General features: G+C 24.2%; 17 protein-coding genes and 4 pseudogenes. 14 read left to right on the top strand and 7 right to left on the bottom strand.

The window, feature by feature from the left end; translation table 4 throughout:
- Positions 1-9 precede the first annotated feature (9 nt).
- From AAHM96_RS00590 to AAHM96_RS00550, 9 genes and pseudogenes are all read left to right on the top strand, one after another.
- The gene (locus tag AAHM96_RS00590; protein WP_342273281.1) at positions 10-1,086 is read left to right on the top strand and encodes a hypothetical protein; all 1,077 of its coding nucleotides are present in this window, start codon (positions 10-12) and stop codon (positions 1,084-1,086) included.
- 221 nt (positions 1,087-1,307) lie between these two features.
- The gene (locus tag AAHM96_RS00585; RefSeq protein WP_342273280.1) at positions 1,308-1,574 is read left to right on the top strand and encodes a hypothetical protein; all 267 of its coding nucleotides are present in this window, start codon (positions 1,308-1,310) and stop codon (positions 1,572-1,574) included.
- A 123-nt stretch (positions 1,575-1,697) separates the two neighbouring features.
- The gene (locus AAHM96_RS00580) at positions 1,698-2,201 is read left to right on the top strand and encodes a hypothetical protein (protein WP_342273279.1); all 504 of its coding nucleotides are present in this window, start codon (positions 1,698-1,700) and stop codon (positions 2,199-2,201) included.
- Between the two features lie 47 nt (positions 2,202-2,248).
- Positions 2,249-2,641, top strand: coding sequence for a transposase family protein (locus tag AAHM96_RS00575; RefSeq protein ID WP_342272745.1), 393 nt, complete (start codon positions 2,249-2,251; stop codon positions 2,639-2,641).
- 202 nt (positions 2,642-2,843) lie between these two features.
- Positions 2,844-3,633 (top strand): IS5 family transposase gene (locus AAHM96_RS00570; protein ID WP_425288748.1). Its coding sequence is split into 2 segments (ribosomal slippage): positions 2,844-3,104 and positions 3,106-3,633, totalling 789 coding nucleotides; the frame shifts between segments, so codons are not numbered across the junction.
- 18 nt (positions 3,634-3,651) lie between these two features.
- Positions 3,652-3,942 carry a transposase family protein gene (locus AAHM96_RS00565; RefSeq protein ID WP_342273675.1) on the top strand — a complete coding sequence of 97 codons (291 nt, stop codon included), beginning with the start codon at positions 3,652-3,654 and terminating at the stop codon, positions 3,940-3,942.
- 57 nt (positions 3,943-3,999) lie between these two features.
- Positions 4,000-4,218, top strand: a pseudogene (locus tag AAHM96_RS00560) (IS256 family transposase); the annotation flags it as partial.
- A 70-nt stretch (positions 4,219-4,288) separates the two neighbouring features.
- Positions 4,289-4,792: pseudogene (locus AAHM96_RS00555) on the top strand (IS5 family transposase); the annotation flags it as partial.
- A gap of 28 nt (positions 4,793-4,820) precedes the next feature.
- Positions 4,821-5,835, top strand: a pseudogene (locus AAHM96_RS00550) (IS256 family transposase); the annotation flags it as partial.
- A 163-nt stretch (positions 5,836-5,998) separates the two neighbouring features.
- On the opposite strand, the gene AAHM96_RS00545 reads toward AAHM96_RS00550, so the two are convergent.
- The 6 genes and pseudogenes from AAHM96_RS00545 to AAHM96_RS00525 all read right to left on the bottom strand — a co-directional run bounded on the left by AAHM96_RS00545 (position 5,999) and on the right by AAHM96_RS00525 (position 9,471).
- The gene (locus AAHM96_RS00545; protein ID WP_338974598.1) at positions 5,999-6,340 is read right to left on the bottom strand and encodes a hypothetical protein; all 342 of its coding nucleotides are present in this window, start codon (positions 6,338-6,340) and stop codon (positions 5,999-6,001) included.
- A 234-nt stretch (positions 6,341-6,574) separates the two neighbouring features.
- The gene (rpsD, locus tag AAHM96_RS00540; protein WP_342273276.1) at positions 6,575-7,186 is read right to left on the bottom strand and encodes a 30S ribosomal protein S4; all 612 of its coding nucleotides are present in this window, start codon (positions 7,184-7,186) and stop codon (positions 6,575-6,577) included.
- A 327-nt stretch (positions 7,187-7,513) separates the two neighbouring features.
- Positions 7,514-7,753 (bottom strand): BspA family leucine-rich repeat surface protein, encoded by a 240-nt coding sequence (locus tag AAHM96_RS08335; protein ID WP_425288768.1) that lies wholly within the window; start codon positions 7,751-7,753, stop codon positions 7,514-7,516.
- A pseudogene (locus AAHM96_RS00535) lies at positions 7,719-8,510 on the bottom strand (IS5 family transposase). The gene AAHM96_RS08335 and the pseudogene AAHM96_RS00535 overlap by 35 nt, the downstream one beginning before the upstream one ends.
- Positions 8,511-8,547: 37 nt before the next feature.
- Positions 8,548-9,024, bottom strand: a complete 477-nt coding sequence (locus AAHM96_RS00530; RefSeq protein WP_342273674.1) for an SGNH/GDSL hydrolase family protein — start codon at positions 9,022-9,024, stop codon at positions 8,548-8,550.
- Between the two features lie 78 nt (positions 9,025-9,102).
- On the bottom strand, positions 9,103-9,471 hold the full coding sequence (locus tag AAHM96_RS00525) for a hypothetical protein (protein ID WP_342273275.1): 369 nt from the start codon (positions 9,469-9,471) through the stop codon (positions 9,103-9,105).
- 327 nt (positions 9,472-9,798) lie between these two features.
- On the opposite strand from AAHM96_RS00525, the gene rplM reads away from it, so the two are divergent.
- From rplM to AAHM96_RS00510, 3 genes are all read left to right on the top strand, one after another.
- Complete coding sequence (gene rplM, locus AAHM96_RS00520; protein WP_252319876.1) at positions 9,799-10,239, top strand: 50S ribosomal protein L13; 441 nt, start codon at positions 9,799-9,801, stop codon at positions 10,237-10,239.
- Between the two features lie 6 nt (positions 10,240-10,245).
- Positions 10,246-10,653, top strand: a complete 408-nt coding sequence (gene rpsI, locus AAHM96_RS00515) for a 30S ribosomal protein S9 (RefSeq protein WP_281748548.1) — start codon at positions 10,246-10,248, stop codon at positions 10,651-10,653.
- Between the two features lie 212 nt (positions 10,654-10,865).
- Positions 10,866-11,153, top strand: a complete 288-nt coding sequence (locus AAHM96_RS00510) for a hypothetical protein (protein WP_342273274.1) — start codon at positions 10,866-10,868, stop codon at positions 11,151-11,153.
- On the opposite strand, the gene AAHM96_RS00505 is transcribed toward AAHM96_RS00510, so the two are convergent.
- Positions 11,150-11,900 (bottom strand): IS5 family transposase gene (locus tag AAHM96_RS00505; RefSeq protein ID WP_425288751.1). Its coding sequence is split into 2 segments (ribosomal slippage): positions 11,150-11,668 and positions 11,670-11,900, totalling 750 coding nucleotides; the frame shifts between segments, so codons are not numbered across the junction. The two genes, AAHM96_RS00510 and AAHM96_RS00505, sit on opposite strands and share 4 nt — an antisense overlap.
- Positions 11,901-11,992: 92 nt before the next feature.
- On the opposite strand from AAHM96_RS00505, the gene AAHM96_RS00500 reads away from it, so the two are divergent.
- Positions 11,993-12,511 carry a hypothetical protein gene (locus tag AAHM96_RS00500; RefSeq protein WP_342273272.1) on the top strand — a complete coding sequence of 173 codons (519 nt, stop codon included), beginning with the start codon at positions 11,993-11,995 and terminating at the stop codon, positions 12,509-12,511.
- Positions 12,512-12,835: 324 nt separating this feature from the next.
- The gene (locus AAHM96_RS00495) at positions 12,836-14,074 is read left to right on the top strand and encodes an IS256 family transposase (protein WP_342273673.1); all 1,239 of its coding nucleotides are present in this window, start codon (positions 12,836-12,838) and stop codon (positions 14,072-14,074) included.
- Positions 14,075-14,077 lie beyond the last annotated feature (3 nt).

The raw sequence follows: 14,077 nt of genomic DNA, 5'->3' as shown, positions 1-14,077 counted from the left end.
TATTTAAATATGATATTTATTAATGTTTCTCCATTATTATGGGATATTATTATTTTTGCTATTATTATTTTTGGTATTGTTACTGGTTTTTTTATTGGGGGAAGAGCATTAATATTTATTAGTGCTGGTAATTTACTTAGTATTGGTTTAATGTTGGCATTTAAACCAATGTTAATAAATTCTTTTAAAAATATGGTATCACCATGGTTTAGTGACATTAGTGGTAGTTTTGCTTCATTTAAGAATTTATTAACTGATAATATTGGATTTTTGATATATGCTATTGTTTGAATTATTGGTATTAATATTTTATTTTGAATAATCTATATTATTTTATATTTTGTACTTTTTAATAAAAATAAAATTGAACACAAAGCAATAAATGCTACAGCTGGAATTTTAATTAATTTTATTAGAATGAGTATTTTAGGTAGTATCGTAATTATTATGATGGGTACTAGTGTTTTCGGTAATAAATCATTAAGTTATGGTGTTATTAAAAATGAAATACCGACAACTTCTGTTACTCATAAAATATTTACTAGTATTGATAATAATCTTCCTTTTTTAAATGTTAATGTAGCAGACATTAACAATGTTATTGATTTATATCAAAATAGTGAAACGTTAAAACAAAGTATAAATGAATTAAAAAATAATACAACTTATGAGGAATGTTACAGTACTGTTGAAAAGTTAAAAATGATAGGTATATTAAGAGTAGATGAAACTGATAAAATTGCTAATGCTCTAAAAGAGATGGAATCAACAGGTGATATCATTGCTAATAAAAAAATAATTATAGATCTCTTGCAACAACATGGAGTTGATAATTTTTTAGATGTTAATTATATGGTATCAGTTTTTAATGCTTATGCTAATATACTTAATTTATATTCGGAAGTAGTACAAATATTCGATGATAATTTAAAAGATATGCCAATAATAGATACTACACTTCCACAAAATATGGGTCGTTATAATCTTTTAAAGCCTAAAATTTCTGCTTTTACTAATTCAATTAAAGATGTAATAGTGAGAGAACATATTATTCAAAATTTAAAAAATATTTATAATCCGTTTTAAAAAAAATAAAAAAATATTTTTTTCTATTTCAATATTTTTATAAAAAAATAGTTGAGGCATTTAATTTTATTTATAACTGGAGTAGTATTTTTTCTTTGTGTTTTAAAAAAAATATGATATTATTACTTAGTAATTTAATAAATGTTCTTTCCTAATATAGATATTTTCTATATTAGGATTTTTATTAAGTTAATTTTAATAAGCAAAGGAAGATAAAGAATATGTTAGATGATTTATTAAGAAAAACATTAGAAAACACACCTAAAGAATATAAGAAAAATATGATTGATAATTTCAGAATAAATATAGGTAAATTAATTAATAATATTAATGACTATATAGAAGTTGAAGAGAAAATTTATAATGCAGAAAGTAAAGCAGGATATTCTGTTTCTTATACTCCTTTTTATATGTCACTTCAACATCGAATTAATATCCAACTATTAAAAGAAAAAGAAATAGTAAATGCTCTTAATAATGTTGATTAATTAGAAAAGTTTAAAAAATTAGAAGAAATATATAAAGAATTAGTTACTAGAAAAGAAGAAATTGAAGCACCAAATTCAAGATGAAAAAACGCTAATAAATATAAAGAACCTAATAATCCTGACTTGCAAACAAGAATTAATCAAATTTTAGAAAATGGTCCAAATGCAAAAGAAGAAAGTATCAACGAAAATATTAATATTATCATTAATTATTTAAAAGTTGAAGAGAAAATTTATAATGCAGAAAAAAATGCAGGTTATATTATTGCTGGTACTCCTTTTTATATGTCGACTTATAGTGATATTACTAAGCTAATTTCTGCAGCATCAAAGGCTATTAAAGATGAAGATGAAAGTAGAAAAATTATGAAATTAAGAAATATAGAGAAAAGTATATTAGAAATAAGAAATAGAATTGAAGAAAATAATTCTGGCATTTGGAAAAACGCTAATAAATATAAAGAACCTAATAATCCTGATTTGCAAACAAGAATTAATCAAATTTTAGAAAATGGTCCAATAAGAAAACAAAATTTTATCGATGCAGCAAATCAAGAAAATATTCCTAATAATAGTAGTGGTTCAAATAGTTTTCTTAATTCTATAGACTTGGTGCAAAACCTTTAATTTTAATAATTTAACGGTTATTATTAATATCAAAGGTGATAATTATTATGTTAAAAAAATACAAAGATGAACAAGAATTTTATAGTTTAGTGGGAATAAAACTACAAACATTTCAAAAAATGGTTGAAATTTTAAAAAAAGCTGAAGCAATTAAAAAAGCAGTTGGTGGTAAACCTAATAAATTATCAATAGAAAATCGTTTATTAATGACATTAGAATACTGAAAAGAGTATAGTAGTTATAGAGTTATTGCAAAAAGATATAATATTAGTCATACTAGCTGCATTCGTAATATTTTTTGAATTGAAAATACTTTAATAAAAAGTGGAATTTTTAATTTATCTGGCAAAAAAGATTTAATCAAAAATAAAGGAATCAATAATACTTTACTAGCTATTGATGCTACTGAAACTCCAATTGAAAGAATTAAAAAAAACTAAAATTACTTTTTTCGGATAAAAACAAACATCATACTATTAAATCGCAAATAATTATTGATATTTTAAATGGAAAAATTATTTCAACCGCTTTTTGTTTTGGAAGCATTCATGATTTTAAATTACTTTTAAAATCTAAGAACCTGTTTAAAATCTTTTAGAGAATAGGATAAAATGATTATATATTTTAAAATAAGAGGTATATATGTGTAAAAATTATCCTAGTAATGTTAGCAAAGAGCAATTTGAAAATATAAAATCAATTTTAGAAAATACTAAAAAGAGAACTAAACCAAGAAGTTTAGATTTATATGAAGTATTTTGTGCAGTTTTATATGTATTAAAAAGTGGTTGCCAGTGAAGAATGTTACCAAAAAATTTTCCAAAATGACAAATTGTATATTATTATTTTCAAGCTTGAAGTAAAAATAATGATAAAGAACCTAGTGTATTACAATTAGTTTTAAAAAAAATTAGTCAAGGCATTTCGTATCAATAATGGTAGAAAAGAACAAACTAGTTTTTGTATAATTGATTCACAAAGTGTTAAAAATACAGATACTACTAAAAATAAAGGTTATGATGCTGGTAAAAAGATTTCAGGAATAAAGCGTCATATTGCTGTTGATTCTCAAGGTTTACCACATGCAATTTACATAACCACAGCAGAAAAAACAGATCGTAATAGTGCTATAATAATGATTGAAAATGAAAAAGAGAATCTTTCTGCAGTTCAAAAAATACTAGTAGATGCTGGTTATACTGGTGAAAAATTTGCTTCTAAAATTAAAACAATTATAAATGCAAATGTTGAAGTTATAAAACGTAATGAATTACATTCTTTTGTAGTATTACCAAAAAGATGAGTTGTAGAACGAAGTTTTGCATGATTAGAAAAATGCAGAAGATTATGAAAAAATTGTGAAAAAAAATTAAATACTAGCTTACAAATGGTTGTTCTTACCTTTATTTCAATTTTATTGAAAAGATTTTAAACAGGTTCTAAAACTTTTATTCATCCAGAAAAACAAGTTTTTGTTGATTCAGGTTATCAAGGAATACAAAATATTCATAAAAATACATTTTTGCCATTTAAAAAAAGTAAATACAATAAATTAATACCAATTCAAAAAGAATACAATAAAACTTTAAGCAAAATTAGAATTAAAATTGAACACGTATTTGCTAAACTAAAACGTTTTAAAATTTTAACTTTAAAATATCGCAATAAAATACGAAGATTTGCATTAAGATTTAATTTAATAGCGGTAATGTTTAGTAATCTGTGTAACTTACAAAAATAACTATGTTTAATTAATTCTACTAAATATAATTAAATGACTAGAAAGAGTGAGTTACAGATGGCTAAAAAGCAAAATATTAATAATAATGATCCAATATCAAAAGCAGTAGATTTATTATTAGAAAATACTGAAGATTTAACAACAGTTTTTAAAGAGGGAGGATTGTATAAAGAATTAACAAAAAGATTAGTAGAAAAAATGTTGAATTCTGAGATGCAAAATTATTTAGGATATGATAAGAATCAACATAGTAATAGTGACAATGCTCGTAATGGTATAAGAACCTGTTTAAAATCTTTTAGAGAATAGGATAAAATGATTATATATTTTAAAATAAGAGGTATATATGTGTAAAAATTATCCTAGTAATGTTAGCAAAGAGCAATTTGAAAATATAAAATCAATTTTAGAAAATACTAAAAAGAGAACTAAACCAAGAAGTTTAGATTTATATGAAGTATTTTGTGCAGTTTTATATGTATTAAAAAGTGGTTGCCAGTGAAGAATGTTACCAAAAAATTTTCCAAAATGACAAATTGTATATTATTATTTTCAAGCTTGAAGTAAAAATAATGATAAAGAACCTAGTGTATTACAATTAGTTTTAAAAAAAATTAGTCAAGGCATTTCGTATCAATAATGGTAGAAAAGAACAAACTAGTTTTTGTATAATTGATTCACAAAGTGTTAAAAATACAGATACTACTAAAAATAAAGGTTATGATGCTGGTAAAAAGATTTCAGGAATAAAGCGTCATATTGCTGTTGATTCTCAAGGTTTACCACATGCAATTTACATAAAACCACAGCAGAAAAAACAGATCGTAATAGTGCTATAATAATGATTGAAATGAAAAGATTTTAAACAGGTTCTAAGTTCAAAAAAATTAATAACTCAACAAGGTAAAATTGAGATTGATGTACCACGAGATCGCAATAGTAATTTTAATCCTGTAATAGTTGCAAAAAAGACAAAGAAGATTTGATGGTTTTGATCAACAAGTTCTTTCTTTATATGCAAAAGGTATGACATTATCAGATATTAGAATGCAATTACAAGAGTTATATCATGGTGCTGATATTAGTGAAAGTGTTATTAGCCAAATTACTGATGATGTTATTGATGATGTAAAAGCATGGCAAAATCGACCATTAGAAAGTGTCTATCCGATTGTTTATTTTGATTGCATAGTAGTGAAAGTACGACAAGATAAAAGGATTATTAATAAATCAGTTTATATAGCTTTAGGAGTTGATTTAGAAGGTAAAAAAGATGTTTTAGGTTTATGAATTAGTGAAAATGAAGGTGCTAAATTTTGATTAGCAAATTTAACAGAAATGAAAAATCGTGGCTTAAATGATATTCTTATTACCTGCAGTGATAATTTAACAGGCATATCAGAAGCAATACAATCAGTTTATCCTAAAACTGAACATCAATTATGTATAGTTCATCAAATCAGAAATAGTTTAAAATATGTTTCATACAAACATCGAAAATCACTAGTTACAGATTTAAAGCCAATTTATACTGCATGTAGTGAAGAACAAGCAATGCAGGCTTTAGAATCGTTTGAAAGTAAATGAAATAAACAATATCTTCAAATTGCTAAATCTTGATATAAAAATTGAGATAATTTAATGGTTTTTATTAGTTATCCAGTAGAAATCAAAAGAGTGATTTATACTACAAATGCTATTGAATCTGTAAATAGTCAATTACGAAAAGTTATCAGAAATAAAAAAGTTTTTCCAAATGATATGGCAGTTTTTAAAATATTTTATTTAGCAATTGAAAATATAACAAAAAAATGAACAATGCCCATTCAAAATTGAAATACAGCAATTGCTCATTTTATGATAAAATTTGAAGATAGAATTAATCTAAACTAGTACTTTGTAAAACAAAGATACACAGATTACATAAAAGCCTCTTAATAGCAGGAATATATAATTTTGAATTACCTTAGTTTTGCACCAAGTCTTATATAATATGAACTTATATTAAGATCATTATTTATAGAGAACATGTAAAAGTTACCCTTTGGGGTAACTTTTACAATATTTTATTTTTTATTAAATCAATAGTATTTTCTACTTGTTTATTATTAATTTCTTTTTTGTCTTTTATCTTAATAAATCGATAAGTACTAACGATTAAAAAACCTATATAAATTAAATAAGATATCGTTAGTACTGATATTAGTAAAATATTGTCATAATAATTTTTAGTAAAAAATGAAAATACGCTACTAAAAATTAAAGGAATTATAGCTATTCATAAAATTAAATATTTCTTTTTATTTTTATTAATTCCTAATCAACCAATAGCTGTTATCATAACAGCTATTACAAAAGTAATACTAACTATTTTTTCAGAAATTTCATTTTTAATCATTTTTATTTTTCCTTTCCTCATCTCTAATTAACATTATATCATTTTAATTTAATTGACATAGTAGTAGGAGAAAAATTAATTGTTAGTTTTGTTTAAGGAAATTGATTGATAGATAATTAATTTATATTTTATTTTTTCAAAAACAAAAAAATGATAAATGCTTTTATTGACATTTACCATCTAAAAAATAAATCTGTTATCAATTGATAACAGATTTTAAATTAATTATTAATTTTAAGCACGTCCATATGATTCAACAACTAATGCTTCATTAATATCAGTATTTAGTTCGTCACGTAGTGGATGACGTACATATGTACCAATAAATGTTTTTTTATTGAATTCAATAAATGGTAATGTTGAAGCATTAGCGCTTAATGCTTCAATAATTTTTGCATTTTTTTGTGCTTTTTCAGTAATAGTAATTTTATCTCCTATTTTAACACGATATGAAGGAATATTAACTTTTTTACCATTAACTAAAACATGACCATGATTTACTAATTGACGAGCACCTTTTCTTGTTAAAGATAAACCTAAACGAAAAACAATATTATCTAATCTTGATTCTAAGAATACCAACAAGTTAGTACCAGTAACACCATGATTTTTTTTTGATTCATCAAATAAATTTTTCATTTGACGAGCATTTAAACCATAAGTGAAACGAATTTTTTGTTTTTCTTGTAATTGTAATCCATAGTTAGAAAGTTTAATTCTTTTTTGACCGTGTTGTCCAGGAGCGAATGTTCGCTTTTTTCCTTTTGCAAATTCTTTACCAGATTCAAGAATTGAGAAGTTTAATCTTCTTGATTTTCTAAAAACTGGACCAGTATATCTTGACATAATAAAAACCTCCTTGGAATGTATACAAACACAAAGAGACTTTAATAAGTTCTCATTAAGATAGTTTACAATTCGCCAGAACAGCACTGGTTACTATTAAGATTAATAGAAAATTCTACTAATAAAAAGAATAATCTTTGAGGGTAAACTATTTGCAACTTAATAATACTTATTTGCTGCTTTCGTGAATGCTTGTTAATTATAGGATAAGTAATGTTATTTGTCAAATATTATTTTTACAATTAAATATCATTAAATTTTAGTTATTATTTTTTTTAAAAAATAATTTAAATTTATATAATAAAATTTAGGATTTAACTTAAAAAGTTAGTTATTGAATTTTGGCATTTTTTTGATATCAGTTACTCCTAAATTCCAGAAAAAATCAATATATTCTATTACTTTTTCTACTTTTCAAACCGAAAGATCTTGATTAAATTTTTCGGCACCAGCAAACATACTACGCATGTCTATTACTTTTTCTACATTTCATTTTGAAATATTTTGATTGAATGATTGTGTAAGAACCTGTTTAAAATCTTTTCAATAAAATTGAAATAAAGGCAAGAACAACCATTTGTAAGCTAGTATTTAATTTTTTTTCACAATTTTTTCATAATCTTCTGCATTTTTCTAATCATGCAAAACTTCGTTCTACAACTCATCTTTTTGGTAATACTACAAAAGAATGTAATTCATTACGTTTTATAACTTCAACATTTGCATTTATAATTGTTTTAATTTTAGAAGCAAATTTTTCACCAGTATAACCAGCATCTACTAGTATTTTTTTGAACTGCAGAAAGATTCTCTTTTTCATTTTCAATCATTATTATAGCACTATTACGATCTGTTTTTTCTGCTGTGGTTATGTAAATTGCATGTGGTAAACCTTGAGAATCAACAGCAATATGACGCTTTATTCCTGAAATCTTTTTACCAGCATCATAACCTTTATTTTTAGTAGTATCTGTATTTTTAACACTTTGTGAATCAATTATACAAAAACTAGTTTGTTCTTTTCTACCATTATTGATACGAAATGCCTTGACTAATTTTTTTTAAAACTAATTGTAATACACTAGGTTCTTTATCATTATTTTTACTTCAAGCTTGAAAATAATAATATACAATTTGTCATTTTGGAAAATTTTTTTGGTAACATTCTTCACTGGCAACCACTTTTTAATACATATAAAACTGCACAAAATACTTCATATAAATCTAAACTTCTTGGTTTAGTTCTCTTTTTAGTATTTTCTAAAATTGATTTTATATTTTCAAATTGCTCTTTGCTAACATTACTAGGATAATTTTTACACATATATACCTCTTATTTTAAAATATATAATCATTTTATCCTATTCTCTAAAAGATTTTAAACAGGTTCTAAGAGTATTTATATCAATTTTACTAGCATTTGAATCTTGGTATTGACTTCCTCTATTTTTGAATTGTTCAAATAGTTTATTAAATTTTGAAAAAACATCATACTCTTTAATATTTGTTTTTTCAAAGTTTTTATTTGCTTTTTTAATTTCTTCAGTTAATTTTAAGTTAAATTTATTTACAAGATTTGTCATTGGTTGTTGATTAATAGTTTCTTTATAGTTAGGAATTAATCCCATATCAGCAATATTTGTTATAACTATTTTTTTAATATTTTTATTAATTAATTCTGTTAAATCTTCATCAAGTTTATTAATAATTTTATTAATAGCATTATCAATATCAGTAATGTTATGATCAATTATTCACATTAAATCATTAGTTCCAATATTTATAAAAACTAAATCATCATTATAAAAATCACTATGTTGTTTTATTAATGATTTTATTTGCTCATCAAGTGAAAATTTATTTAAAAATAAACCTTCAAGACCATAAACTTTTTCTATAAATGTTCCACCAACAGCCTAGTTAGTACCTATTTGTGAAAAATGTTGACCATTTAATGATATAAAGTCTCATCCAGCTGTAACTTTTTGTTTTAATTTTTTACTAATTAATTGGGTTGGAACAGGGCCATTACATCAAGATCGATTTTGATAATAAGGAGGTTTTAATTGTACATCATGAGATTTCATAAGTTCATATGGGAGGGGAATATTTTGAAAAAATTGACTTCCTGCACCAACCAATGCTCCTACATCTGATAAACTGTCTCCTAAAGTATAAAAATTATTTTGAAAATTACTTGTATTATGATTTGCATTACTTAATGTTGAGATTATGTTTGTCATTAATAAAGAACATGTTGTCATTAGTTTTATTAAATTTTTCATAGTTATTTATTCTCCTTTTAATTTATTTTTAGTTTTTAATTTATTGTTTAAATAATGATATATTTTGGTATATATTTTTTAATTTAAGTTTATAATTGAAAAAAATAATATATAATAAAAAAATGTTTAATGTAATTATTTTTAAAAAATAAATATTTTTATAAGAGTTAGTTATAACTTTTAATTATTTATTTTGTAATCGATAATTTTGTGTAAAAATAATTATTAAATCTTTGATAATACTTGTTTTTTTAAATAAGTTTCTATATAATTATTAATGCTTTAAGCAATGTAGTCCCGGTAAAATTACACTGTAAGGAGAAAAAAATGCGTCAAACAACAATGAATTTCAGTAACATTGAAAAAAAGTGATATGTTATTGATGCCAGTGGTTTAATTTTAGGGCGTCTTGCAACTAAAGTTGCAATGATATTGCGTGGTAAAAATAAACCTTCATTTACACCACATTTAGATTGTGGAGATTATATCATTATTATTAATGCAAACAAAATTAAATTAACAGGTAATAAATTACAAGATAAGAAGTATTATAACCATTCACAATATCCTGGTGGATTACGTGTACGTAATGCACAAAGTATGATTGCTAAAGATGCTTCTGAATTAGTAGAGATAGCGATTAAAGGTATGCTACCAAATACTACCTTAGGTCGTAAGCAATTTACACATCTTCATGTTTATAACCATGATCAACATCAACATCAAGCCCAAAACCCCGAAGTTTTAATATTAGGCCAAGAGGAGTAGACTTTTATGACAACATCTAATAAACCCGTAACTTATTCAAGTTCAGGCGGACGTAAAACGTCAACTGCCCGTGTTCATTTAAAAAATACTGGTCAATCAAAAATATTAATTAATGGTTTTGAGCCTTTAAAATATTTAGAACAAGAAATCTTAGTTCAAGATATGTTATTACCTTTAAAAGTAACTAATACGTTAGAAAACTTTGAAATTAATATCAAAGTTGAAGGTGGCGGAAGAACTGGTCAAGCTGGTGCAGCACGTTTAGCTTTATCTAATGTTTTAGTTAAGGTGTCAGAAGATTATCGAACATTATTAAGACAATTTGGATTATTAACTCGTGATGCACGTAAGAAAGAACGTAAAAAATATGGTTTAAAAGCAGCCAGAAAAGCACCACAATTTTCAAAACGTTAATATAATAAAAAAAGAGTCTGAGACTCTTTTTTTATTATTTTTATAGTATTACTAGAATTTTATATATTATTTTGTATTTCTTTAGATAAATTGGAGGTGTTTTTATTATAAACACTATATATGTGTAAAATAAGTATATCAATAATTTGTTTTAAGAATAATGTAAAATTAATTTACAAAAATTTAATAAAATTAAGGAGAGATTTTAATTTATGCCAAAAGAAATTAGAAGAAAAAGAAAAGTTATTGTAGGAATGGTTGGTGGGACAGTTTTGGCTGGTGGATTAATCGGGGGTATTATAGCAATTTCTGAAATATTAGTTCAAAATGAGGGGGTATATCAAGAAAAATTAAATATTTTTAATTGACCTAAATCTTATGGTGCAATATCAACTTTATTAAATATAATAACACCAATTACTGGTATTAATGGTTATATTTCTAGTTTAGTTGTTACTAATGATGGAACTGTTTATATGGACTTTTTAGAACCTGTTTAAAATCTTTTCAATAAAATTGAAATAAAGGCAAGAACAACCATTTGTAAGCTAGTATTTAATTTTTTTTCACAATTTTTTCATAATCTTCTGCATTTTTCTAATCATGCAAAACTTCGTTCTACAACTCATCTTTTTGGTAATACTACAAAAGAATGTAATTCATTACGTTTTATAACTTCAACATTTGCATTTATAATTGTTTTAATTTTAGAAGCAAATTTTTCACCAGTATAACCAGCATCTACTAGTATTTTTTGAACTGCAGAAAGATTCTCTTTTTCATTTTCAATCATTATTATAGCACTATTACGATCTGTTTTTTCTGCTGTGGTTATGTAAATTGCATGTGGTAAACCTTGAGAATCAACAGCAATATGACGCTTTATTCCTGAAATCTTTTTACCAGCATCATAACCTTTATTTTTAGTAGTATCTGTATTTTTAACACTTTGTGAATCAATTATATAAAAACTAGTTTGTTCTTTTCTACCATTATTGATACGAAATGCCTTGACTAATTTTTTTTAAAACTAATTGTAATACACTAGGTTCTTTATTATTATTTTTACTTCAAGCTTGAAAATAATAATATACAATTTGTCATTTTGGAAAATTTTTTGGTAACATTCTTCACTGGCAACCACTTTTTAATACATATAAAACTGCACAAAATACTTCATATAAATCTAAACTTCTTGGTTTAGTTCTCTTTTTAGTATTTTCTAAACTAGGATAATTTTTACACATATATACCTCTTATTTTAAAATATATAATCATTTTATACTATTCTCTAAAAGATTTTAAACAGGTTCTTAGATATTCTCCTGAACAAAATAATTTGACACAAATATCAGAAATAATAGGAGAAGTTTATAGTTTAGTAGTTATGGGCAATAATGTATATGTTGGAACAAGAACTTCTGATTGTTATAGTAAGTTATTTATGATTGAATCTAATAGAAAAGTATCAGAAATTAAGGATTGAATTGAAACATATGGTGAAGTTAGAAGTTTAGCGGTTATTGATAATGATTTGTATATTGGTACTAAAACTGGTACATATACTGGAAATTTATTAATATTTAAACCTAATGGAATATTAGAATTGTTAAAAAAATCAAATCAAAATAATGGTGAAGTTTCGAGTTTAATAGTTTTTGGTAATAATTTATATATTGGAAGTAGAAATCAACTATATGAAAGTAGACTATTTAAACTTTCTCTTAAAGGAGAAAAAATAACAGAAACTATTGGTTGAAAAAATAATAAAAATTATGGTGAGATTTGAAGTTTAGCTGTTGTTAATAATGATTTATATGTTGGAAGTAGAGTTCAAGTTATTGATATAAATTTTTAAAGGTGGATTATATAAGTCATCTGATGGTGGTATTACTTTTACTGAAGTATTTGGTTGAAATAAAGATTATGGTGTTGTAGTGAGTTTATTACCTGTAGATAATAATTTATATATTGGAAGCAAAAATTATAATGATAAAACTAATCAAAATTATCAAGGGAAGTTATTTTTTAAAAGAATAAAATAAAATTATTAAAAAAATAAAAAACATTATAATAAAAATATTATAAGGTAATGTTTAGTAATCTGTGTAACTTACAAAAATAACTATGTTTAATTAATTCTAGTAAATATAATTAAATGACTAGAAAGAGTGAGTTACAGATGGCTAAAAAAGATAACTTTAATAATAATGATCCAATATCAAAAGCAGTAGATTTATTAGTAGAAAATACTGAAGATTTAACAACAGTTTTTAAAGAGAAAGGATTGTATAAAGAATTAACAAAAAGATTAGTAGAAAAAATGTTGAATTCTGAGATGCAAAATTATTTAGGATATGATAAGAATCAACATAGTAATAGTGACAATGCTCGTAATGGTATAAGTTCAAAAAAATTAATAACTCAACAAGGTAAAATTGAGATTGATGTACCACGAGATCGCAATAGTAATTTTAATCCTGTAATAGTTGCAAAAAGACAAAGAAGATTTGATGGTTTTGATCAACAAGTTCTTTCTTTATATGCAAAAGGAATGACATTATCAGATATTAGAATGCAATTACAAGAGTTATATCATGGTGCTGATATTAGTGAAAGTGTTATTAGCCAAATTACTGACGATGTTATTGATGATGTAAAAGCATGGCAAAATCGACCATTAGAAAGTATTTATCCGATTGTTTATTTTGATTGCATAGTAGTGAAAGTACGACAAGATAAAAGGATTATTAATAAATCAGTTTATATAGCTTTAGGAGTTGATTTAGAAGGTAAAAAAGATGTTTTAGGATTATGAATTAGTGAAAATGAAGGTGCTAAATTTTGATTAGCAAATTTCACAGAAATGAAAAATCGTGGCTTAAATGATATTCTTATTGCCTGCAGTGATAATTTAACAGGCATGTCAGAAGCAATACAATCAGTTTATCTTAAAACAGAACATCAATTATGCATAGTTCATCAAATTAGAAATAGTTTGAAATATGTCTCATATAAGCATCGAAAATCTCTAGTTGCAGATTTAAAACCAATTTATACTGCATGTAGTGAAGAACAAGCAATGCAGGCTTTAGAATCGTTTGAAAGTAAATGAAATAAACAATATCCTCAAATTGCTAAATCTTGATATAAAAATTGAGATAATTTAATGGTTTTTATTAGTTATCCAGTAGAAATCAAAAGAGTGATTTATACTACAAATGCTATTGAATCTGTAAATAGTCAATTACGAAAAGTCATCAGAAATAAAAAAGTTTTTCCAAATGATATGGCAGTTTTCAAAATATTTTACTTAGCAATTGAAAATATAACAAAAAAATGAACAATGCCCATTCAAAATTGAAATACAGCAATTGCTCATTTTATGATAAAATTTGAAGATAGAATTAATCTAAACTAGTAC

Source organism: Spiroplasma endosymbiont of Acasis viretata (assembly GCF_964031275.1).
Lineage (GTDB): Bacteria > Bacillota_I > Bacilli_A > Mycoplasmatales > VBWQ01 > Spiroplasma_E > Spiroplasma_E ixodetis_A.
The sequence above is the reverse complement of the archived record's forward strand: the minus strand, read 5'-3'. Positions and strand labels throughout refer to the sequence as shown.